This window comes from Pseudomonas sp. LPH60 (genome assembly GCF_030718165.1).
Classification (GTDB): domain Bacteria; phylum Pseudomonadota; class Gammaproteobacteria; order Pseudomonadales; family Pseudomonadaceae; genus Aquipseudomonas; species Aquipseudomonas danubii.
Genome location: NZ_JAVAJH010000002.1, coordinates 488,387 through 510,093, shown reverse-complemented (window position 1 = coordinate 510,093; position 21,707 = coordinate 488,387). Strand labels below are relative to the sequence as shown.

Genomic DNA, 21,707 nt, shown 5'->3' with positions numbered 1-21,707 from the left:
GCTCGCCGGCGATGAGCGATAACGCATCAATCGGGCAGAGCAGCGGCGCCTGAATCGCGGGCAAGCCCGCTCCTGCAAGTGCCTGCTTGCCGATCAATACAATAAGAAACCGGAGAACCAACATGTCCCTGAGCGTGTTCGACCTGTTCAAGATTGGCATCGGCCCCTCCAGCTCCCACACCGTCGGCCCGATGCGCGCCGCCGCGCGTTTTGTCGAAGGCCTGCGGCGCGATCAGCTGCTGGCCAGCACCACCTGCGTCAAAGTCGAGCTGTACGGCTCGCTGGGCGCCACCGGTAAAGGCCATGGCAGCGACAAGGCGGTGCTGCTGGGCCTGGAAGGTGAACACCCGGACACCGTGAACACCGAAAACATCGCCGCACGCCTGCAGCAAATACGCAGCAGCGGACGTATCGATCTGCTCGGCGAACACAGCATTGCGTTCAACGAGAAAGAACACCTGGCAATGATCCGCAAACCCCTGGCCTATCACCCCAATGGCATGATTTTCCGTGCCTTCGATAGCGCCGGTCTGCAGATCCGCAGCCGTGAGTACTACTCCGTTGGCGGCGGTTTCGTGGTCGATGAAGACGCCGCCGGCGCCGACCGTATCGTCGAAGACACCACCCGTTTGACCTTTCCTTTCAGGAACGCCAAGGAACTGCTGCAGCACTGCAGCACCTACGGCTTGTCCATCAGCCAGGTGATGCTGACCAACGAAAGCGCCTGGCGCCCGGAAGCGGAAACCCGTGCCGGGCTGCTGAAAATCTGGCAGGTGATGCAGGACTGCGTGGACGCCGGTTGTCGCAATGAAGGGATTCTGCCCGGCGGACTCAAGGTCAAGCGCCGCGCCGCCGCCTTGCATCGCCAACTGTGCAAACACCCGGAAGCGGCGCTGCGCGATGCCCTGTCAGTACTGGACTGGGTCAACCTCTACGCCCTGGCGGTGAATGAAGAAAACGCCAACGGCGGGCGAGTGGTCACCGCCCCTACCAATGGCGCGGCCGGAATCATTCCGGCGGTGCTGCATTACTACATGCGCTTCATCCCCGGGGCCAACGAAGACGGGGTGGTGCGCTTTCTCCTCACGGCTGCGGCCATCGGAATTCTGTACAAGGAAAACGCCTCGATCTCCGGCGCCGAAGTCGGCTGCCAGGGCGAAGTGGGCGTGGCCTGCTCAATGGCGGCCGGGGCCTTGTGCGAAGTCCTCGGAGGCAGCGTGCAGCAGGTGGAGAACGCCGCGGAAATCGGCATGGAACACAATCTGGGTTTGACCTGCGACCCGATTGGCGGCCTGGTGCAAGTGCCCTGCATCGAGCGCAACGCCATGGGTTCGGTCAAAGCCATCAACGCGGTGCGCATGGCTCTGCGCGGCGACGGGCAGCATTTCGTCTCCCTGGACAAGGTCATTCGCACCATGCGCCAGACCGGCGCCGACATGAAAAGCAAATACAAGGAAACCGCCCGTGGCGGTCTGGCCGTGAACATTATCGAGTGCTGATGCCCAAGCGACGCATCCGCACATTTTTCAGGAGTTGCCCATGTCCACCGAAACACTGTTGAAAACCCCATTGCACAGCCTGCACCTGGAACTCGGCGCCCGCATGGTGCCGTTCGCCGGCTACGACATGCCGGTGCAGTACCCGCTTGGGGTGATGAAAGAGCATCAGCACACCCGTGAGCACGCCGGTCTGTTCGATGTGTCCCACATGGGGCAGATCCGCTTGAGCGGCGCCAATGCCGCCCAGGCCCTGGAAACCCTGGTGCCGGTAGACATCATCGACTTGCCGGTGGGCATGCAGCGCTACGCCATGTTCACCAACGAACAGGGCGGCATCCTCGACGACCTGATGGTCGCCAACCTGGGCGACGGGCAACTGTTCCTGGTGGTCAACGCCGCGTGCAAGGAGCAGGACCTGGCCCATTTGCGCCAGCACATCGGCGATCAATGCGACATCCAACCCCTGTTCGAAGAACGCGCCCTGCTGGCACTGCAAGGACCGGCAGCAGTCACCGTACTGGCACGCCTGGCGCCGGAAGTGGCGCAGATGACCTTCATGCAGTTCAAGCCGGTGCAGGTGCTGGGCGCCGACTGTTTTGTCAGCCGTTCGGGTTACACCGGAGAGGACGGCTTCGAAATCTCGGTACCGGCTGATCTGGCGGAAAAACTTGCCCGGGCGCTGTTGGCCGAGCCAGAAGTGGCGGCCATTGGGCTGGGCGCCCGTGACTCCCTGCGCCTGGAAGCCGGCCTGTGCCTGTATGGCCACGATATGAACAGCGACACCACGCCGATCCAGGCCAGCCTGCTGTGGGCTATCTCCAAGGTCCGCCGTGCCGATGGTGCCAGGGCTGGGGGTTTCCCAGGCGCCCAGGCGATCTTTGCCCAACAGCAAGATGGCGTCAGTCGCAAACGCGTCGGCCTGCTGCCCCAGGAACGGACACCGGTACGAGAAGGCGCGGAAATCGTCGACGCCGAAGGCAACATCATCGGTAGCGTCTGCAGCGGCGGCTTCGGCCCCACCTTGGGCGGTCCATTGGCCATGGGTTACCTCGATGTGAAGCACAGCGCACTTGATACGCCGGTTGCTGCAATAGTTCGTGGGAAAAAGGTGCCAATGCTTGTAAGCAAAATGCCATTCGTGCCACAACGCTACTACCGTGGCTAAAGGACTGTTTCTATAAGTAACGCGGTTGCGTTAGAAGTGCACTAATCTGTAACGCAACCGCCATAAAACAGTGCATATTTTCGATACTGAACGCTACTTATAACGCCCGAAAACAATTGAACAACTCTATCGAATAAGCCCTGCACGCTAGTTCCGCCAAACCTCGGAAAGCTGAGTAAAACCGGGGCTTCGCGGGGCTTGTTTTTTCTCCCATAGTTGGCGTAGAGTTTCCCCACTGTGTTTGCATGGGTCGCTTGGAATCGTGACCTGGGCAGTAGCTAACAAGTTTGCTACAACCCGTTCGACGTCTCTTACTTTCCTGCAACCCAGCCCAGTACTCTTTCATGAGGAAGAGACTGTCATTAATTTTTTAGCGTCAAAGGAAATAAGAAATGTCCCAACGTCAGAGCGGTACCGTCAAGTGGTTTAACGACGAGAAAGGTTTTGGTTTTATCACTCCAGAAAGCGGTCCGGATCTGTTCGTACACTTCCGCGCCATTCAGGGCAACGGCTTCAAGAGCCTGAAAGAAGGCCAAAAAGTGACCTTCATCGCTGTGCAAGGCCAGAAAGGCATGCAGGCTGACGAAGTACAAGCAGAAGCTTAATCGTCTGTAACGAAAAAGCCCCTGATGCTGACATCAGGGGCTTTTTTGTGCGCGCAATTCCGTAAAATGGCTTCTTTTTTCAGTCGAGAGCCTGTCATGTCGAAGCATCTGCTAAGCCCCCAAGGCGATTTCCCTACTGTCGGCCTGGGACGTCGCCTGGCAGCGATGTTCTATGATTTTCTACTGTGCGTCGCCCTGCTGATCGTCACCGGCGGCATCTACAAATTTATCCAGATGCAGATCATCGGCGAAGCGCGGATGCGTGCCTTGACCGAATCCGGCGCTCTGGATGGCGACCCGCTGTACTCCACCGTCCTGCTGTTTGTGCTGTTCGGCTTCTTCGCCAAATTCTGGACCCATTCAGGGCAGACCCTGGGCATGCAGGTCTGGGGCATCCGCGTACAGAACGCCGATGGCAGCCGCATCAGCCTGTGGCAGGCATTGCTGCGCTTCATGGTATCGATCGCGTCCTGGCTGTGCGCCGGCCTGGGCTTCTTCTGGGTGCTGCTGGACAAGCAGAAACGCAGCTGGCACGACATCTATTCCAATACCCAGCTGGTGCGTATCCCCAAGAAGAAGAAATAGCCCGCCACTCACAAAAACGCCCCGACAGATCGGGGCGTTTTCATGACCACGGGAGAAAACCGATCAGGCGTTACCCGCCAGTTTCATCCGCGCCGCCTGGGTGAAGTCCAGCATGCGCTTGAGCGGCCGAACCGCATTAGGGATCAGCGCCGGGTCCACATGGATCTCGTTGCTGCCCTGCTGCAGGCACTGCAAGGTGCGCTCAAGGGTATTCATGGCCATCCACGGGCAATGGGCGCAACTGCGGCATGCCGCGCCGTTACCGGCAGTAGGCGCCTCGATGAACACCTTGTCCGGGCACAGCTGCTGCATCTTGTAGAAGATGCCGCGGTCGGTAGCGACGATGAAGGTCTTGTTCGGCAAGCGCTGCGCGGCCGCGATCAACTGGCTGGTGGAGCCAACCGCGTCAGCCAGATCGATCACCGAACTGGGGGACTCCGGGTGCACCAGGATCGCCGCCTCTGGGTACAGCGCCTTCATGTCTTCCAGTTGCTTGGACTTGAACTCTTCATGAACGATGCATGCACCGTCCCAGAGCAGCATGTCGGCACCGGTCTGGCGCTGGATGTAAGTCCCCAGGTGCTTGTCCGGACCCCAGATGATCTTCTCGCCGTTATCCATCAGGCTTTCGACGATCTCCAGGGCGCAGCTGGAGGTGACCACCCAATCGGCGCGGGCTTTGACCGCAGCCGAGGTGTTGGCATACACCACCACGGTACGCTCGGGATGCTGATCGCAAAAAGCCGAGAACTCATCCACCGGGCAACCCAGATCGAGAGAGCAAGTGGCTTCCAGCGTCGGCATCAGCACGCGTTTTTCAGGATTGAGAATCTTCGCCGTTTCCCCCATGAAGCGGACACCGGCAACCACGACGGTCTTGGCCGGATGGGCATTGCCGAAGCGCGCCATTTCCAGGGAGTCGGAAACACAGCCACCGGTTTCTTCGGCCAGGGCCTGAATCACCGGATCACAATAGAAATGTGCAACCAGCACCGCATCCTGAGCCTTGAGCTCGGCAGCGATGGCGGTACGCAGATGGGCCTCTTGCTCAGCGCTCAAGGGTTTGGGCTGCTTGGCGTCGAGGTGGGCTTGAACCAGAAGGCGTTCAGAAATTTGCGTCATGTTCGCAAGACCTGCAGGCGCTTGGGCGCGAAAGTCGAGTATACCACCGGCTCCGGACCGCTTAGGGCCCCGCCGGGAGAGTGAGTTCATCAGGTACGGACAGCATTGGAGCCGCGCAAGGCTACAGAATATCCAGGGTATTCAAAAGCCTATTCTGCCCAACAGCCACGCCCCGCCCCGCCGGCTCCGTATCTGCCCCGGGCGCGTTCAAGACGCGCCTGGACCGTCGGTCGGGCCGAACACTACCCTGCCCCGGTCCGGCATGCACCAGCAGGAGGTGCAAGGAGAGACCCGACGGGAACTTCACCCGCCTCGAACAACCCACAACCGCTCACCAAGCGATTCGCGGCAGGGCGCTGCGATCCAGAAGCCAGGTCGCCACATCAGGGCTGTTGATCACTGAAGCATGGTGACTCCGCTCATCCCGCCAGTAGCGATTGTCCTGGGCCGGATCGAGGCCCAAGCCCTGGGCCAGCGCCTCGGCGCTGCGGCCAGCAGACAGCAGCACATCCACCGAGCGCCCCTTCAGCGACACAGCCTGCCACTCAGAGAGCAGCTGGATATTGCCGTGAACGCAGTCACGGCTGACCAACTGTGCATCCACCAAGTCGTCGATATAGGCGTACTGCGGGTCGGCTTCCAGGCGCTGGGCAATGGCGGCCGGGGCCAGTCCCCGTAGCTCCGCCAGCCGTGGCGGGTCCACCAGCAATACGGGCTGCGGCGCACTCGCCGGGCCCCGCTGTGCCACGCAACAAGCGGCCACATAGGCGCCGAATGAGTAACCCAGCACCGCGTCCACTGTATTCAGGTCGTGCTCCTGGGCAATGTTTCGGGCCAGGGCGCCGACACTGGAATAGGGCCAGTAGTCGCTGTAGTTGACCTGCACCAGCGACACCCGCCCCTTGAGCGCCCGCCCCAGGGCGGAGAAACAGATCGGATGGCCGACAAAGTCGGGAAAGCAGATCAGCTTCATCGCCGTTCCCCTGCCGCAACAAAAGACTCAAGGAAGGCCCGGGCCTGCGGCTCTGGCAAATAGCTGTTGAGCAGCACCTCGCAGCCCTGGGCCGACTTGACCACTGTCAGGTCAAGCAGGGTCTTGGGCCACTCCGTGACCGGGTTGGCGATCCGGGTGTGCAGCCACTGTGCATCACTGGCCGGCAGCTCGACGAAGTTGCACAGGAACGCCGGGGCAAAGCCATACAAGCCCAGCGCGGCGAGTATCTCCTCATAGCCGAGCGCCGCTCGGGCCAGCTTGGCATTCAGGTAGTCCATGGTGGCTTGCGGCTCGCAACCCTGGGCAAATCGCTCCGGTGTCAGCGGCACCGGCACGGTGTAAGTGGAGAAACCGCTGATCACCGCCTGCTCGGCCCAGGCGAACAGCAGATTGACGATAGGCGCTTCGATCCCCAATCCCCCGGCACAGCCCTGGCGAAACGCCTGCAACAGGTGGAACAGACGTTGCGGCGAGGCCAGCTTCAACGGGTCCATGGCTAACCGCGCCCGCATCTGTACCGGCTGGGCGGTGGCCGCCGGCGCCGCGACATCGGCCAGCGGCGCGTACTCCTCGGCCTCCTGCTCCCAGGCCTCGGTGCCGCCATCTGCCAGGCGTTCATAGTCCTCGACCTGCATCAGGTTGTTGCCGATAAAGGAAAAATCCGCCCCCTCCGCTGTCAACTGCGGGTCCTGCGCCAACTGCTCAACGCTGCGCAGCAGGCTCAGTTGTCCTACGTGGTTGCCGAGAATGTGATGCAGCCACAGCCCCAGGTGCAGGACGCCGTCGATGCGCACCTTGAACAGGCTGCACAGGTCTTGTTCGAACAACGACAGCGGCCGCTGGAGGAAGTGTTCCACGCAGGCCTCCTGGCTGGGGAACTCCGCCACGGCGTCTAGCCACAGGCGCGCCGGCGGCTCGGGAGCCAGGTCGAAACAGTACTCGCCCTCGACCCGGGCCACTCGACAGCCCGCTAGCGGATAACGCTGCTTCAGCCCCTGGGCCAGCGTCGCCAGGTCCAGCCCGGCGGCCGGCAACTGCTCGGGCCGGAACAGATAGAGCACGTTGTTGGCCCGCAGGTCCTTGTGCAACAGCTCGGCATACACCATCGACAGCTGGCTCTTGTTCAGGCCGATCCAGCGACTGTCGCCAGCCGCCTGCAACGGCTCGGGAACGTTGCGCAACACCTCCCGGGCCTGGCTGGCGGAGGTGGCGCGGAGCACGGCAAAACGCCCCAGGTGGCTGTTGATCGAAAACCCTGCATGGGCTTCGGACAGCGACTCCTGCTGCAGTGGCGTGACGTAGTACTGCTCGGTGCCCCTTTCCAGCAACGACGCCAAAATGGGCTGCGCCTGCAGCCAGTCCAGCAACTGCTGCAGGCTGCTCATGCGGTAGAACTGCTCCAGGCCCAGGCCCTCCCGGCCCAGGTGCCGGTTCACCGTATCCACCAGCTTGATTGCCCCCAGTGAGTTGCCTCCGTTGTCGAAGAAACTGCGCTGACGGTCATGAGCCAACACGCCAAAGCGCGCGAGAAAACGCCCCGCTGCCGAATCGTCCACGTCCCGGGGCCGATGCTCGCCGCACAGGCGCTGCTTCAGTTCAGCGATATCCAGCTTGCCGGACGCCCTCAGGGGAAAGCGTTCAAGCCCGACAAAGCGCTGCGGCAGCATGAACGGCGGCAGGCGTTGCCGACCATACTCGGCCAGCGCACCAGGCTCGACACCGGGGGCTTGCAGGTACACCAGCAGCAACTGCGCCTCGCTCCCCAGATCATCCAGCAGCACCGTACAGTCGAGCATTCCCGGATAACGCTTGAAGGCCGCAGCCACCTCAGTCAACGACAGGCGCTGGCCACGCAACTTGATCTGGTCATCGCTGCGGCCGTGAAAGTGATACAGCCCCTGGCCATCGCGGGAAACCAGATCACCGCTGCGGTAGCAACGCAGCGTCTGGCCCTGCCACGGCCGTTCGATGAAGCGCTCCCGGGTCAGCGCCGCGTCCCCAAGATAACCGGGGGACAGCCCATCTCCGGCAATCAGCAATTCACCGGGCTCATCCACATCGCATTCCTGCCCGTCGGCCCGCACCAGCAGCAAGACAGCATCGTCCACGCCATGGCCGATGGGAATCTCCCGGGTGCTGTCAAAGTCCCGGGGAATGGCATAGACACAGGTGCCCATGGTGTTTTCCGTGGGGCCATAACCGTTGTACAGCGTCAGCCCGTCGGCGGCGGCATAGGCCTGCTGGATATGCCCCGCGGACAGCACCTCACCGCCGACCATCAGCCGCTGGACACCCCGCAGCCAGTCGCGATCGATGTCGATGAAGGTGTTGAACAGGGTCGAGGTCAGCCACAGGCTGTCGACCCCGGCGTCATGGATGTAACGCCGCAGGTGCCCGAGGGTCAGCGGACCGGGGACATGAATATGCAGCTCGCCGCCATTGAGCAGCGCAGTCCAGATCTCGAACTGCGAGGCATCGAAGGTCAGGTTCGAGGCATAGAGCATGCGAAAACCCGGCTGCAACGGAAAGTGTCGCGGGCGGTCGCAAAAGCCCAACACCCCGCGATGGGTGCAGGGAATGATCTTCGGTGCGCCGGTAGTGCCGCTGGAAAAGTTCACGTACACCGGCTCGGCACCGGTTAGCTGTGGCCAGCACGGCCGCTCGTCCGGCGGCGCCAGCAATGGCCCCAGTGCCAGATACCCGGGGCCACCGGCAGCCTCCTGAGTGATGCGCCAATGCACACCGCTGCGCTCACAGACCGATTGGTTCCACTGGGGCGGATTGCTGCGGTCCAGATAGCAGTACGACAGGCCTGCCCGGACCATGCCCACCAGCAGCACCAGTTGCTCGATCGAACGCTCCACTTCCAGGCCCAGGGTGCTGCCCGGCGACAGGCCGAGGCCCAGCAGCCGCGCCGCCACAGCGGCCGAGCGCTGCTCCAGCTCTCGGTAACTGAGCCGTGCGCCGTTGCAGCTCAGTGCGGTGTCCGTGGCGTGGCGAGCGAAGACTTCATCCAGGCGCGAAGCAATAGATAGATGGCCCATGCCGTTAATCGTCCCTGTGCTTGATCAGGTTGATTCCAGGGGCGAAGAACGCCTCTGAGTTGTAGGTCTGCAACGCCTTGTCCAGATTCATCTCGACACGTTGCAAGTGCTCCAACCAGGCCTTGCCGGCCACCAGGTAGTCGAGGCAGCGCGCGATGTTGCGCTCCACACTGGCCTCCCCCGCCGGACACTGCACATTCTTGAGGCCATGATGGTAGGCGTCGTCGCGATAACCGTTACCGCAGCGGGAAACGTTGACGATGTCGATGTTGCCCATTTGCGGCGAGAGCTCCAGGGTCAGGCTGACTCGCCCGACATTCACCAGCCGCGAACGGGTTTGCCCGTTGCCCTGCGGATCGAGCAGCGCCAGCAAGCGCGGGAACAGGGCGCTGATATCGCCGTCGATGCACAGGAAGATCCGGGTGAAGCGCCCGGCCATCGCCCCAGGCTCGGCCAGCAGGTCGAGCACCCGCACCGGCAGGCCCGGATCGATGGCGGCCGGGTTCAGGTCGGCCACCCAGATCTGCGCGTCATGACAGGCCGCCACCAGGCCGAGCATCTTGCCCACCAGGCCCATGCCCACCACCAGGATCTGTTCCCCCGCCTGCAATTGCGCACGGTCCACCGCATGCACGGCCGTGGCGCCCAGGGTGGCGAGAATCGCCTGGTCCTGAGTCAGTGACGGCGGCACCTTGCACACCAGGCGCTGCGGCACCTGGATCCAGTTGGAATGGGTGGCGATCTTCCAGCCCATGGCCACCACCCGGTCCCCCGGTTGCAAGCCTGCAACCTTGGCCCCCACTGCGTGAACCACCCCGACCGCGCAATAGCCCAGTGGCAACTGCTCGCCCGTCTCGCGAACCTGCTGCAGGTAGTGGCGCTCGGTCCCCGGACTGACCATGGAATAGTCCACCGCCACCCGCACTTCGGTGGCCGCCAGTGCGGCGAGCGGCGCCTCAAGGGCGATCACGCCATTGGCGCCACAGGCGGTGAGTGTGTAGCAATCGGCGCGCATCAGGCCTCCCGTCCGGTCAGGCGATCCAGGCATTGGGCGAACCCTGGAAAGGAAGTCTGGTAGCAATGCCCTTCGAGGATGGTGGCCTTGAGCCCGTGGGCCAGCAGTAGCACATGGGCAGTCATCGACAGGCGATGATCGCCGAAGGTCGGGATCGCCCCCTGCACTCGCGGTGTCTGCCCGCCCGACACCTGCACGTCGTAGCCCTCGACCCGATAGTCCAGGCCCAGGGCGTTGAGCATGCTGCGGGTGGCGGCGATCCGGTCCGACTCCTTGAAGGTCAGTTCGTAAAGGTCACTGAAGGTCGCACTTCCCGGCAGCACGCAGCTGATGGCCAGGGCCAGCGGCACCTCATCGATCATCGCGTGGAACTGATGCTTGTCGCGCAAGTCGTGGGCCCTGGGTCGGCCACCACCGCGCAGTAGCAGACGCCCCACCGGCTCGCCATGGCGAATGCTGTCCACTTCCAGCGTCAGGTTGAAGCCGCAGGCCAGCAGCCAGTTGAAGAAGCCCAGGCGCGTCGGGTTCAGGCACAGGTTGTCGAAGCTCAGGCACTGCTGCTCCTGGTGGCGGTTGCACAGCAGGAACAACGCCGCGGGATAGGCAATGGCCGATGGGTCGCGGGGCACGCTGATCTCGGTGGGGATTGCACAATCACGGGGCTGATAGTGGATCTGCAGCTGCTCGTCCTGCAGCCAGTCGCCAAAACTGTTGATGATGCGCTGGGTGTGATCCCGGGCCACCACCGGGTAACGGATCGACATCGGCTTGCGTGCCGCGACCCCGGCAAACAGCAAGGTGCTGATGGCCTGGGCGCTGCCAATCCGGATCTGCGCCGCACCGCCCTGGAACGACGCCTGATGAATGCGGATTGGCAGCGCTCCCGGCCGGCCCAGGTACTCCAGGTGGGCACCCATCTGGTTCAAGGGCTCGACGATCCAGTCGAAGGGACGATTGCGCAGGGTCTCGTCGCCGTCGACGATGCACGGCACATTGAGCCCCACCAGCATCCCGATCAACAGCCGCGCCGCAGCGCTGGAGGGCCCCAGGTCGACCCGCCGATCATGGGTTGCCTGGGCGAACTCACCGCTGATCTCCAGGCTCTGTGGCGCTTGCCCCGGCGTGACCTCAAGGCCCAGTTGCTGCAGGGCATCGAGCAACAGGGTCACCGCCTTGCCCCGGTTCAGGTCCCGCAGGCGCACCGGGTGCCGAGCCAGTGCAGCGAACAGGATCATCCGGTGGCTGATGGACTTGTCCGACGGCAAGTAGTCGTCGATGTTGGCCCAGACCTGCTGTTCACGGTCCAGGGTGAAATCGATGGGCCGGTCCGGATAATCGATCATGGGGTACTCCTGTACTTGGCGGGGTTGATCAGTTCGGCGTCGTCCACCAGCGCTTCGTCGTCGAAGGAGTCGCCCACACCGGGGCCGGCGGGCAGCACCAGCGGCTGGGTTTCGTAGAAGCGCCGGCGATTCTTCTTGCGTTCAAGGCCGAGGTTGAAGCCACTCAGGTCGACGCCCCAGCTTTCCAGCCGGCCGTGGGCGATCGCACTGTCCACCAGGGCCTGGCCCCTTTCGGTACGGATCAGCGCACGGCCGTGTTTCTGCTCCTGGGAGCCGTTGAGACTGGCTTCAAAAATATTCGGGTCGCCGTCACAGACGCTGACGTCGGCCAGCCCGCTCATCCAGTCACCGCAACTGAGGCAGCGAAAGGTCTTGTTGTCCTTGAGCTTGCCGAGGATTTCCCAGAAATCGATGCCGAAGGTCTGGCTGTCCAGCAGGGTGACTTGCAGGCGCCCGGGGTAATCGCCTTCGCGGTACTTGATGCCGCGGACCTGTTGCGGGTCCTGCCCCAGCACTTCGCTGATGATGCTGCGGGTGCCGGCCGGCAAGGTGTTGGAGGAACAGGCGGTCTCGATCACGCAAACGATCTGGCTGCGGGCCCAGTGGCCGATGGCCGTGTCCCGACGCTGCAACTTGCGGATCGCCTGCACGTGGCAAGCCAGCCCCACCAGGGCGATGCGTGCCTTGGGCTGCTGTTCGTAAACTTCACGCAGGGCATTCAGGTAAGGCGCCAACTGGTAGGTGGACTGGGCATTGTTGATGATCGCCTGTGCGGCGCTGCCCAGCTGCGGGGCACTGCGCCAGCCCTGCTCGGGGTGACGGCCCATGGTCAGGGTCAGGTCCACGCCGAAGTGGTCCCGAGCAGTCAGCAACAAGGTGGTGGCGGTGCCGCCGCTGGCCGAGCGCCGGACAATCTGCGGATCGGTGGAGCGCGCGCCGATGGCGTGGCGACTGATTCCCAGCCAGCGCTCATCGGCGCGGCGGGTACGACCGAACAACTCCAGCTCGGCGCGATCGGTATCCGGCTGCAACCCCGGACACACCGCCAGGCACTCGGTGCAAGTTCCACAACTGTCGCCGATGCCCTCCAGCAAGGGCACCACCCGATCCGGGTCGAAGCTGATCACCTGCTCTGGACACACCAGGGCACAAGCGCCGCAACCGGCACACAGATTCTGATCGAGCACCGTTAGTTTCAATAACATCCCTGTCATCTTGGACAAGCCTCGTGTGCCGTTTTCCGGGTGCAGCCGGCCGCGCCCCTGCGAATCAGGGGCGGGCAGAACCTGCAGTGCTGAAGGGGCCGCTGACGGTCAGCTCAAAGCGGGCGTTCCATCTTGATGATTTCGATGGAGACCGGGCTGTTGCCCCGGCTGAAAGTACCTTCGCCGATCTTCTGGAAGCCGTGATGGGCATAGAAGCCTTCGGCCGTCAGAGTCGCCTCCAGGTAAGCGGAGCGGGCACCGCTGGCCCGCAGTCGAGCGAGCGCCACCTCCAGCAAGCGGCTGCCGATACCGCGCCTGGCACCGTCGCCACGCATGAACAACTTGCTGATCTCGTTGCCGTCGAGCTCGACGAAACCTTCGATCTGCTCGCCCTCGGCCAGCCACAACAAGCCCTTTTCCACGGCTTCGCGGTAGGTTTCCGGCGAGCGCCCATCGAGCCACATGCGGATCTGCTGATCGCTGTATTCAGAGGTGCACAGGCGCTCTACCGAGTTGCGGTGGGCCTCGAAAATACCGATCAGATCGTCCGTGGTTGCCTGGCGTATCCGTACATTGCTCATTCAGCTGAACTCCACTTTCTTGGGGGCGGGGTGGTAGCGAAACTTGAAGTTGATCAGGCTGCCCAACATCACCAGGGCACTGCCGAGCATCAGGTGCAGGCTCAGGGGCGTCTCCCCCAGCCACGCCGACAGGTAGCTGGCACCGATCGGGTACAGCACGCCGACGTAGCCGGCGTTCTCGGCGCCCATGCGCTTGATCAGGTCGATGAACAGCACGAACACCAATGCCGAGCACACCACCCCCAGGTACAGCAGGATGCCGAGGTCGACCAGGGTTGCGGGCAGCTGCAGCCTGTGGCCGCTGAGCAGCAGGCTGATGGCGTACAGGGCGCAAGCCCAGCCGGACGCGACCTTGTTGATGTGCAAGGTGCCGAGCTGGAAGGTCTTCTGGATATGTTCGGAAAGCACCGAGGCGATGGCCACCGCCAGAAAGGACGTCAGCCCCAGAGCCACCCCAGCCAGCGACAGCGGCCGTCCCGGATCGCCAAGCATGAACACCCCCAGCCCGGCAATGCACACCCCTGCGCCGAGCAGGTTGTGCAAGGCAACCGGCACATGCAGGAACACCCGTTTGAGACCGATGATGAAGAAAATCACGAAGGCGCTGAGGCAGGCCATCTGCGCAGCGCCCAGGTAGGCAGTGGCCAGGTAGGCCAGGCCAATGCCGGCATAGAAGTACACCGCACCCACCGTGGCCATCAGCAGGTAGGCCTTGCGTGCCACCGGTTGCCGGGGGCCGGCGAACAGCCGTTGCCACAACCACAGCACGCCATAGGCGATCAGGAAGCGCAGCATCAGCGACGAGCCGACGTCGCTGCGCTCCACCTGCAGGGAGATGGCGATCCAGTTGGTGGACCAGATCAGCAGGCAACCGAGAAACATCAGCACGGCAACCAGTGAACGAGGTTTCTTGTTGTTATCGAGCATGGCGTTCATGGAGGTGTCTCTCGTTCAAGGCAGTGACGATCCCGCTCAGCAACGACTCCAGGCGCTCGGCGCCGAAGACCTGCGGGTCGTAATCGATTTTCAGCAACAGCTCGCCCGCAGCCAGGTAGCCGGTGAACTCCAGGTGATGGCTGGGGCTGCCCTGCATCAACTGCAGGCTCAAGGGATGCACGCCGACCCGGGCCCCGGGTTCGTTCTCCACGGCGCCAAGGAAGTTGTAGCTGTAGCCACAATCGAACAGACCCTTGAGCCGCTCGGCCTCGGGCGTGGCGAAATAGCGGTTGCCGAAACTGTGGGCGATCCCCTGGCTGGCCTGTTGGCTGGCCTTGATTGCGCCAGCAATCGCCTGCAGGTCCAGGCTGGTGATCTGCAACACCAGGGGATAGATCACCGTCAGCCAACCGAACACGCTGTTGAGCTCGGCGCCACTCTTGTCCAGGGCCCGGCCGTGATCCAGCACATGGACTTTCTGGAACGGGTTGTCGTCGCCCTGGCTCATGACGCGAAGGATCGCCGCCAGCAACAGCTGGCTGGTCTCGGCAACGCCCTGGGCCCACTGCGGCAGGTCGCGGACCGGGCCCAAAGACAGTTCTACCCGCCCAAAGGCCTCGCGCCGGGGAAACTCGGGCTGCTGCGCCGTCAACGGCCCGCAGCGGCTCCACGGCAGCGCCTCCCAGAACGCCTCATGGGTAGCAGCGGCATGCTCACGCTGGTAGGTCTGCTGCCACTCCTCGAAAGCCGTTGGCCGAGCCCAGCGCTGCATGCACTCCAGGCCCCGTACCAAGCATTCGTCCAGCTCGGAAACCAATAGCATCCAGGAGTACCGATCGACCTGGAACTGATGCCCGGCAATGATCAGGTGGTGGCCATCGGCGTCCTGTTGCTGACTGAAACACAAGTGCTGCCCCTGACTCAGGGAGATGGTCGCGCAGGTCTGGGCCACGGCCTGTTGCAGGTCCGTCGTGGCGGGCAGCAAGCCGAGGTCCTGCACGCCGTGCTCGATGAAGTGATGGCTGAATATCGCCCGCAACGCCTGGCTGACCCGCCCTGGCTCCTCGCCCGCGGCGATATCCAGCACCAGGGCCTGGTTCCAGTGGTCCAGGTCGCTGATCCCGCGGCTGAGCAGAAAACGTCGATTGGGCAAGCCGATGGCCTGTGCTCGGGAAACCCCGGGACGGGCCTTGGCCTTCGCCGGTTGAAGCTGCAACTGCCCCAGCGCCTGATCCGACAGCAGCTCTTCCAGGTCCAGCACCAGACCTTTTCTCTTCAGCGTGGCGACCACCTGCAAGGCCCGCAGCGAATCACCGCCATTGTCGATAAAACTCCTGGCCGGGTCCGCACTCTGCCCGCCGAGCACCTGGCCGATGGCCTGCCACAAAGGCTCCGATGCGGCCTCTGTTGACGTTGGTGCCATGGCACTGGCGGCCAGTTGCGCGAGCGCCTGCCGGTCGATCTTGTTATTGCGGTTCAGGGCGAAACGCTCCACCAGCATGAACCGCGCCGGCACCCTGTGCGCCGGTAGCGCGGCCCTGGCGGCCTGACGCAGCAGGTCTTCGTCGAGGCTGGCGTCGCGGGCAATAACAAAGGCCACCAGGGCCACGTTATCCCCCGCCTGATGGGCGATCACACAGGCTTCCTGCACCTGGGCCAGGGCCTTGAGCTCCGACTCCACCTGAACCAGGCTGACCTTCTGCCCGTTGACCTTGACGATGGAGTCCTTGCGCCCCAGCAGGCGAATGGCGCCATCAGGCAGGCGGCACGCCAGATCGCCGGTGGCGTAGCACGGGCGCTGCGGGTCCGTGGGGCTGGGCTGGGTCAGCTCGACGATCAGCCCGCTGGCCGGGTCCAGGCGCCGGGCAATCAGGGAGGAATAGAGCAGCAATTCACCCACGCCCTCGCCATAGGGCTGCCCCGGCTCCTGGGCAATCTCCAGGGTTACACCCTCCACCGGACGATCCAGGGCCCAGGTCGGGTCCTGCAGGGGCTGCCCCTGATCGATCCTGGCGTAGAGCGCGGTGGTGCACTCGGTCGGTCCGTAGGCGTTGAACAATTGCGAACCTGGCGCAAAGGCCTGGTTGAAACGCTGGATGTCCGAGGGGTGGATGATCTCGCCACCGATCACCAACCGCTTGGGCCGGGCGTAAGTGGCGCTGGCGTCGCTGTAGAAGGCTCGCAGGTAGGGCACGGTCATGTGCAGCACGTCGATGTCGTGCTCGGCGATCATTGCCTCGACGGCGGCGAAGTCATGTTCCCGGGGATTGAGGCTGCACAGGGTGGAGCCGGTCTTCAGGCTGGCAAAGATGTCCATCAGGCCGGCATCCCAACCAGCGGAAGCCAGTTGCAGAACACGCTGCCCAGGGCCGATACCGACATAGCCGATGTAGTTGTCGATGTGCCGACCCAGGGCCTCGATGCGCTGCACTATGGCCTTGGGCTCACCGGTGGAGCCGCTGGTGAAGATCACGTACTCCTGGCAGCGCAGCGGGTATGCACGGCCAGGGGCTACGGGCCGGGGCTGCAGCTGCAGCAGGTCGAGCACCGGCAAGGAGGCGCTCAGTTGCGCGCCGGGCCGCGTCGTGCCATTGAGGACCAGGTTCACGCCCAGGCGCTCAAGCACCGGCGCCAGTTCGTCCAGGTTGCTCGCCGGGTCAATGAACACCACGCGCCGGGCGCTGGACAGGGCCGCGATCAGCGCCGCATACATGGCCCGGCCATGGCTGGCATACAACGCCACCACCGGCTGCTGCAACCCTTCCAATTCGGCACTGACGGCCTCGCGCAACCGGTCTAGCTCGGCAAAACCAAGGCTGCCCTGGACATCAATGATTCCTGCAACATCGGTACCCGCCATGCGAGCAAAAGCCTGCAACATGATATCCCTGCCTTGTTGTTATTAGAGGGAGCGGCAAACGCCCTGCAGCGTCTGCATGAATGCCTGGATTTCCTGCCGGGAGATGCTCAGTGGCGGGGTCAGCTTGACCGTCGCCGGATTGCGTCCGCCGGTGCGCACGATCACGCCGTGCTCCAGCAGGCGGTTGCGCAGGGCCAGTACATCACCGCCCTGACCCTGGCCCTCGAAATCGAAGGCGAGCATCAGACCGCGACCGCGCACATTGACCACCCGCGCATCCTGCGCCCCCTGTTCCTCGAGGGCCTGGCGCAGATAGGCGCCGTTGCTCGCCGCCCACTCCCAGGGTTGTTCCTGGTGATAGATGTCCAGCACCTTGGAGGCCACGGCGCAGGCCAGAGGCATCAGGGTGAAGGTGGAGGAATGCTCGGCATACCCCAGGCAGTCCACCAACTCCGGGCGGCCCACCACTGCAGAAATCGGCAGGCCGTTGCCCAGGGCCTTGCCCAGGACCAGCAAGTCCGGCAGTAGCTGCGGGTTGCTGAAAAATGGGGTCCCGGTGCGACCGAAACCGGTGTAGATCTCATCGAAGATGGTGATCACGCCGAAGGTCTTGCCCAGTTCGACAATCGCTTCGAGCAACGCCAGGGGCACCGGGTACATGCCTTCCGCCGCCTGGATCGGTTCGATGATCAGCGCTGCCGGCAAGCGATTGGCCTGCTGCGCCTGGCGCAGATCCTCGGCCAGTTGCTCGCGCCACAAGGCGGCTCGGGCCGGGTCCTGGTCGGCGTCATAATCCAGGGCCAGGGCGGTCAGTTGCAGGCTGTCGCTACCGGCCAGGTGCTTGCGAAAACCGCGGTTGGAGGTCACCGACAAGGCGCCCTGGGTCTTGCCATGGAAGGAATTGTGGAAATACATCACACCCGGGCGTCCGGTCGCGGCGCGGGCGATTTTCAGCGCTACCTCGATCGCCTCGGCACCGGTGACCGCGGCAAACACCGAAGCTTGCGCGTAGGGCACCAGGCCCTCCAGCTTGGCCACCACTTCATGGCGCTGCGGGTTGTCGATATTCCAGCCGGTATGAATCAGCAGTTCGGATTGACGCTTGAGGGCCTCGACCAGGTCATCGCGCTGATAACCCAGGTTGGCGGCGCCGCTGCCACCGGACATGTCGAGAAAGGATTTGCCCTGCTCATCGTAAAGAAAGCATCCCTTGCCACGAACAACGGAAGGGCTGGAGGGGGCGCTGCGCTTAACGGATATTGCAACCGCTTCTGTGAACATCCTGTCACCTTGAGTAAGCCGGGCTTGTGACTCACGCACATACTCAGGGGCAGATTCGTGCAGGCAGGGCAAAGCCCTGCTGGTTGCGAAGTTACCGACCCTGGTACGTGTTCTCCTTGCCAGGGACGCAACCCCTGTCGGCAATGGCGGCAAGATTTACGCGGGAGGCATTTGCACTGTCAACGAGACCCGCACTTATTTCGAATTTAAAGCGATAACCACTGAAAAAAAGTGGGAATTCAGATAAAGCCCCTGAATTTATCAAGGTTTTTAGGGAGGAGTCGGGCTACCGGCAAAAGGCCAGTCTTTATAGAAACACGGGTCTTTGAGTCGTAGGGGGAGCTGGTGAGTTGAACCATCGCAGCGCGGCAGGGACGTTTTTGCAAGGCAAAAAAAAACCCGGAAATCCTCACTTGCGTGGGCCTTCCGGATTTTCTAAACCGCCAAATATGGTGGGTCGTGTGGGATTCGAACCTACGACCAATTGGTTAAAAGCCAACTGCTCTACCAACTGAGCTAACGACCCGCTGTGTGGTGGCGCGTATAATACTGATTTCTAACGGGAATTCAACACCCTATGTGAAAAAAATCAAAAATAAGGTGTTGGATCGCTGATACCGGCTGCATTGAAGCCCTCCGCACGCAGACGGCAGCTATCACATTTACCGCACGCATGCCCCCTGTCGTCCGCCTGGTAGCAGGAAACCGTCAGCCCGTAATCCACTCCCAGGCGCACCCCGGCCTTGATGATCTCGGCCTTGCTGAGGTTTTGCAGAGGCGCCTGGATACGGAAGCCCTGCCCTTCGACACCGGCCTTGGTCGCCAGATTGGCCATGCGCTCGAACGCTTCGACGAACTCGGGACGGCAATCCGGGTAGCCGGAGTAATCCACGGCGTTGACGCCAATGAAGATATCCCGCGCCTCCAGGACTTCCGCCCAGCCCAGGGCCAGGGACAGGAATACAGTGTTACGTGCCGGCACATAAGTCACCGGAATACCTTCACCGGGAGTTTCCGGCACATCAATGGAACTGTCAGTCAGTGCCGAGCCGCCAATACCGTTGAGGTTCAGGCCAATCACCTTGTGCTCCACCACGCCCAGATCCCGCGCCACGCGCTCGGCAGCGTGCAACTCGGCACGATGGCGCTGGCCGTAATCGAAACTCATGGTGTAGCAGCGGTAGCCTTCGGCGCGGGCCATGGCCACCACGGTGGCCGAGTCCAGGCCACCGGAGAGCAGGATCACTGCACGCTTTTCGGTCAAGGTTTGGTTCTGTGCTTGCTCAGTCATGTCAGCGCCCCGGCTCATCATTCCAAAGGTATTTGTGCAGCTGCAATTGCAGGCGTACCGGCAGGTTGTCAGCGACGATCCAGTCCGCCAGGTCCCGTGCATTCAGGTCGTGATGGCTCGGCGAAAACAGCACTTCGCCGGCACGTCGCTCAAGGCCGTACTGGATCAGCTTGGACACGGCCCAGTCATAGTCCTCGCGGGAACAGATGACAAACTTGACCTGATCGTTGGCGGTCAGCAGCTCGATGTTCTCGTAGCGATTGCGATGAGCTTCCTTGGAGCCCGGCGTCTTCAGATCAAGGATCCGACTGACGCGCTGATCCACAGCCGAGATATCCAGGGCGCCGCTGGTTTCCAGCGACACTTCATAACCGGCATCGCACAGCTGCTTGAGCAAGGGAATGGCATTGGGTTGGGCCAACGGCTCGCCGCCGGTGACGCAGACGTAACGCGGACGGAAATCGGCAACCTGCTCCAGCAGGCTGTCGAGAGTACGCAGGGTGCCGCCGCTGAAGGCGTAGGCACTGTCGCAGTATTGGCAACGCAACGGACAACCGGTCAGGCGCACAAAAACCGTGGGCAGCCCGGCAGTCCGAGTTTCCCCCTGCAACGAGTAGAAAACTTCGGTGATTCTCAATGTGTCTTGCATAGTCGCCACGGGCGTAACAGCTAAACAGGCTGTCCGCCTCCGTCAGGCACTTCAAGGAACCCCGCCATCGCGCAGATCCCAGGAAGCGTGTTTCAGAAAAAAGGGCATGGATTCTAACGAAAAAACCCGCGGCAAGCGCGGGTTTCTTGTAACGGCCGCCAACGCATTTACATGCGTTGCAGATCCCGTTGTGCCAACTGAGCGGCAGAAGTGCCCGGATACTGGGCTACCACCTGCTGCAGAATGCCTTTGACCCGGTCGGTATGACCCAGGCGGCGCTCTACATCAGCCAGCTTGTACAGCGAGTCCGGCACCTTGGCGTGCTTGGGATACAGCTGGGAAACCTTGGCGAACGCCTGACCTGCGCCTTGCAGATCGCCCTTGGCCAGGTTCACTTCACCCAGCCAGTACTGGGCATTGCCGGCGTACTGACTGTTGGGGTACTTGCGCAGGAATGCCGAGAAAGCTTGGCTCGCCTTGTCGAAATCCTTGGCTTTGATCAGGTCGAAGGCAGCATCGTAATAGAGCTTTTCCTTGGCCGGATCACCGGGTTCGCTGCTGGCAGCTGGTGCCTGGGCAGCAGCGCCGGCGGCACCGGCGGCATTGCTATCGCCACCGGCAGAAGAATTCTCAGGAGTCGCGGCAGGTGCAACACCGCTTCCTATGCGCCGATCAAGATCCTGGTATCGCTCCAGGCTTTCTTGCTTCATGCGCGCTACATCATTTTGCAGAACTTCGATCACACCTTGCTGCCGTGCAATCTGCTCCTGCATTTGCTGCAGTTGCTGGAACAGCTCGCCCTGTGCCGAGACAGGGGTCGAAACCCCTCCCCCGGCATAGGCGCCGTTCGTGCCATAACCCGCTGGCGGATAACTGCTCCCGCTATTGTTATAGCCGGAGTTGTTATCGACCACAGGAACCGCAGACCACGCCACAAGCGGCGTGAGACTGAGAGCCAAAATAGTTACAGCACGACGGCACGTTCGCATGACGAATTACTTACGCAGTTCGACGCGACGGTTTTGAGCCCAGGACTGCTCGTCGTGGCCAGTAGCAACTGGACGCTCTTTACCGTAGGAAACCAGCTCAAGCTGTGCAGGGGAAACGCCCTGCAGAACCAGGTAGCGCTGAACGGCTTTCGCACGACGCTCGCCCAGAGCCATGTTGTACTCACGAGTACCACGTTCGTCGGTGTTGCCTTCCAGAACAACGCGAGCGCCGTTTGCTTTCAGGTCTTTGGCGTGAACGTCCAGAGCGCGCATGGCTTCTGGCTTCAGGTCCGAGCTGTCGTATTCGAAGTAGAAGGTGGTGATTGCGCGCAGAGCAGCTTCTTCGCTCAGGGAGCCATCAACAGCACCAGTGTTAGCGCCGTAACCAGCGTTTGGATCAACAGCGCCTTCGCCGGCGTTGTCGCCACCTTTGGAGGAGCAACCTACAGCCACAGCCATGGCCAGAGCCAGCGCAGCAAACTTACCAAACTTCAACATTTCCATCGTGAAACTCCTAATGAACCCCAGTGTGTTAAGTGAAAC

At 62.4% G+C, this 21,707-nt stretch carries 18 protein-coding genes and 1 tRNA gene; 4 read left to right on the top strand and 15 right to left on the bottom strand.

The genetic code is table 11. The annotated features are described in order from the left end of the window. The first annotated feature begins 122 nt into the window (after window positions 1-122). The 4 genes from Q8O96_RS07920 to Q8O96_RS07905 all read left to right on the top strand — a co-directional run bounded on the left by Q8O96_RS07920 (window position 123) and on the right by Q8O96_RS07905 (window position 3,854). On the top strand, window positions 123-1,499 hold the full coding sequence (locus Q8O96_RS07920) for an L-serine ammonia-lyase (RefSeq protein WP_102880676.1): 1,377 nt from the start codon (window positions 123-125) through the stop codon (window positions 1,497-1,499). A gap of 40 nt (window positions 1,500-1,539) precedes the next feature. Next, window positions 1,540-2,664, top strand: a complete 1,125-nt coding sequence (gene gcvT / locus Q8O96_RS07915) for a glycine cleavage system aminomethyltransferase GcvT (RefSeq protein ID WP_305948637.1) — start codon at window positions 1,540-1,542, stop codon at window positions 2,662-2,664. A gap of 392 nt (window positions 2,665-3,056) precedes the next feature. Then, window positions 3,057-3,269: a cold-shock protein gene (locus Q8O96_RS07910; protein ID WP_007977299.1), complete on the top strand. Its 213-nt coding sequence runs from the start codon at window positions 3,057-3,059 to the stop codon at window positions 3,267-3,269. A 96-nt stretch (window positions 3,270-3,365) separates the two neighbouring features. Next, window positions 3,366-3,854 carry an RDD family protein gene (locus tag Q8O96_RS07905; RefSeq protein ID WP_305948636.1) on the top strand — a complete coding sequence of 163 codons (489 nt, stop codon included), beginning with the start codon at window positions 3,366-3,368 and terminating at the stop codon, window positions 3,852-3,854. A 63-nt stretch (window positions 3,855-3,917) separates the two neighbouring features. On the opposite strand, the gene nadA is transcribed toward Q8O96_RS07905, so the two are convergent. The 15 genes from nadA to pal all read right to left on the bottom strand — a co-directional run bounded on the left by nadA (window position 3,918) and on the right by pal (window position 21,668). Further along, window positions 3,918-4,976, bottom strand: coding sequence for a quinolinate synthase NadA (gene nadA / locus Q8O96_RS07900; RefSeq protein ID WP_102860573.1), 1,059 nt, complete (start codon window positions 4,974-4,976; stop codon window positions 3,918-3,920). A 331-nt stretch (window positions 4,977-5,307) separates the two neighbouring features. Then, entirely contained in the window at window positions 5,308-5,949 is a 642-nt protein-coding gene (locus tag Q8O96_RS07895; protein ID WP_305948635.1) for a thioesterase domain-containing protein, read from the bottom strand. After that, on the bottom strand, window positions 5,946-9,014 hold the full coding sequence (locus Q8O96_RS07890) for an AMP-binding protein (protein WP_305948634.1): 3,069 nt from the start codon (window positions 9,012-9,014) through the stop codon (window positions 5,946-5,948). The genes Q8O96_RS07895 and Q8O96_RS07890 overlap by 4 nt, the downstream gene beginning before the upstream one ends. A gap of 4 nt (window positions 9,015-9,018) precedes the next feature. Further along, a complete protein-coding gene (locus Q8O96_RS07885) occupies window positions 9,019-10,029 on the bottom strand; it encodes a zinc-binding alcohol dehydrogenase (protein WP_305948633.1) in 1,011 nt (336 codons plus the stop codon). Beyond that, the gene (locus tag Q8O96_RS07880; protein WP_102860569.1) at window positions 10,029-11,372 is read right to left on the bottom strand and encodes a 3-phosphoshikimate 1-carboxyvinyltransferase; all 1,344 of its coding nucleotides are present in this window, start codon (window positions 11,370-11,372) and stop codon (window positions 10,029-10,031) included. The genes Q8O96_RS07885 and Q8O96_RS07880 overlap by 1 nt, the downstream gene beginning before the upstream one ends. After that, on the bottom strand, window positions 11,369-12,577 hold the full coding sequence (locus tag Q8O96_RS07875) for a Coenzyme F420 hydrogenase/dehydrogenase, beta subunit C-terminal domain (protein ID WP_243433818.1): 1,209 nt from the start codon (window positions 12,575-12,577) through the stop codon (window positions 11,369-11,371). The genes Q8O96_RS07880 and Q8O96_RS07875 overlap by 4 nt, the downstream gene beginning before the upstream one ends. 113 nt (window positions 12,578-12,690) lie before the next feature. Then, complete coding sequence (locus Q8O96_RS07870; protein ID WP_102860567.1) at window positions 12,691-13,158, bottom strand: GNAT family N-acetyltransferase; 468 nt, start codon at window positions 13,156-13,158, stop codon at window positions 12,691-12,693. Beyond that, a complete protein-coding gene (locus Q8O96_RS07865; protein WP_207166436.1) occupies window positions 13,159-14,094 on the bottom strand; it encodes a DMT family transporter in 936 nt (311 codons plus the stop codon). Beyond that, window positions 14,075-16,975: an AMP-binding protein gene (locus tag Q8O96_RS07860; RefSeq protein ID WP_305948632.1), complete on the bottom strand. Its 2,901-nt coding sequence runs from the start codon at window positions 16,973-16,975 to the stop codon at window positions 14,075-14,077. Before Q8O96_RS07860 ends, Q8O96_RS07865 begins: the two co-directional genes overlap by 20 nt. Window positions 16,976-16,996: 21 nt before the next feature. Next, window positions 16,997-18,235, bottom strand: coding sequence for an aspartate aminotransferase family protein (locus tag Q8O96_RS07855; RefSeq protein WP_115580761.1), 1,239 nt, complete (start codon window positions 18,233-18,235; stop codon window positions 16,997-16,999). 450 nt (window positions 18,236-18,685) lie between these two features. Next, window positions 18,686-18,761, bottom strand: a tRNA-Lys gene (locus Q8O96_RS07850). 63 nt (window positions 18,762-18,824) lie between these two features. Continuing rightward, window positions 18,825-19,526 (bottom strand): 7-cyano-7-deazaguanine synthase QueC, encoded by a 702-nt coding sequence (gene queC / locus Q8O96_RS07845; protein ID WP_102860563.1) that lies wholly within the window; start codon window positions 19,524-19,526, stop codon window positions 18,825-18,827. A gap of 1 nt (window position 19,527) precedes the next feature. Next, complete coding sequence (gene queE, locus Q8O96_RS07840) at window positions 19,528-20,175, bottom strand: 7-carboxy-7-deazaguanine synthase QueE (RefSeq protein WP_102860562.1); 648 nt, start codon at window positions 20,173-20,175, stop codon at window positions 19,528-19,530. Between the two features lie 167 nt (window positions 20,176-20,342). Then, a complete protein-coding gene (gene ybgF / locus Q8O96_RS07835; protein WP_207166439.1) occupies window positions 20,343-21,164 on the bottom strand; it encodes a tol-pal system protein YbgF in 822 nt (273 codons plus the stop codon). A gap of 6 nt (window positions 21,165-21,170) precedes the next feature. Next, the gene (gene pal / locus Q8O96_RS07830; protein ID WP_003227510.1) at window positions 21,171-21,668 is read right to left on the bottom strand and encodes a peptidoglycan-associated lipoprotein Pal; all 498 of its coding nucleotides are present in this window, start codon (window positions 21,666-21,668) and stop codon (window positions 21,171-21,173) included. Window positions 21,669-21,707: the final 39 nt, after the last annotated feature.

Excerpts from the sequence above, each read along its gene's own strand:
- Q8O96_RS07885 (WP_305948633.1), bottom strand. The coding sequence starts at position 10,029 with ATGCGCGCCGATTGCTACACACTCACCGCCTGTGGCGCCAATGGCGTG.
- Q8O96_RS07895 (WP_305948635.1), bottom strand. The coding sequence starts at position 5,949 with ATGAAGCTGATCTGCTTTCCCGACTTTGTCGGCCATCCGATCTGTTTC.
- gcvT (WP_305948637.1), top strand. The coding sequence starts at position 1,540 with ATGTCCACCGAAACACTGTTGAAAACCCCATTGCACAGCCTGCACCTG.
- Q8O96_RS07880 (WP_102860569.1), bottom strand. The coding sequence starts at position 11,372 with ATGATCGATTATCCGGACCGGCCCATCGATTTCACCCTGGACCGTGAA.
- Q8O96_RS07910 (WP_007977299.1), top strand. The coding sequence starts at position 3,057 with ATGTCCCAACGTCAGAGCGGTACCGTCAAGTGGTTTAACGACGAGAAA.
- Q8O96_RS07905 (WP_305948636.1), top strand. The coding sequence starts at position 3,366 with ATGTCGAAGCATCTGCTAAGCCCCCAAGGCGATTTCCCTACTGTCGGC.
- Q8O96_RS07870 (WP_102860567.1), bottom strand. The coding sequence starts at position 13,158 with ATGAGCAATGTACGGATACGCCAGGCAACCACGGACGATCTGATCGGT.
- Q8O96_RS07855 (WP_115580761.1), bottom strand. The coding sequence starts at position 18,235 with ATGTTCACAGAAGCGGTTGCAATATCCGTTAAGCGCAGCGCCCCCTCC.
- queC (WP_102860563.1), bottom strand. The coding sequence starts at position 19,526 with ATGACTGAGCAAGCACAGAACCAAACCTTGACCGAAAAGCGTGCAGTG.
- ybgF (WP_207166439.1), bottom strand. The coding sequence starts at position 21,164 with ATGCGAACGTGCCGTCGTGCTGTAACTATTTTGGCTCTCAGTCTCACG.
- Q8O96_RS07860 (WP_305948632.1), bottom strand. The coding sequence starts at position 16,975 with ATGTTGCAGGCTTTTGCTCGCATGGCGGGTACCGATGTTGCAGGAATC.
- Q8O96_RS07920 (WP_102880676.1), top strand. The coding sequence starts at position 123 with ATGTCCCTGAGCGTGTTCGACCTGTTCAAGATTGGCATCGGCCCCTCC.
- Q8O96_RS07865 (WP_207166436.1), bottom strand. The coding sequence starts at position 14,094 with ATGAACGCCATGCTCGATAACAACAAGAAACCTCGTTCACTGGTTGCC.
- Q8O96_RS07875 (WP_243433818.1), bottom strand. The coding sequence starts at position 12,577 with ATGTTATTGAAACTAACGGTGCTCGATCAGAATCTGTGTGCCGGTTGC.
- pal (WP_003227510.1), bottom strand. The coding sequence starts at position 21,668 with ATGGAAATGTTGAAGTTTGGTAAGTTTGCTGCGCTGGCTCTGGCCATG.
- Q8O96_RS07890 (WP_305948634.1), bottom strand. The coding sequence starts at position 9,014 with ATGGGCCATCTATCTATTGCTTCGCGCCTGGATGAAGTCTTCGCTCGC.
- queE (WP_102860562.1), bottom strand. The coding sequence starts at position 20,175 with ATGCAAGACACATTGAGAATCACCGAAGTTTTCTACTCGTTGCAGGGG.
- nadA (WP_102860573.1), bottom strand. The coding sequence starts at position 4,976 with ATGACGCAAATTTCTGAACGCCTTCTGGTTCAAGCCCACCTCGACGCC.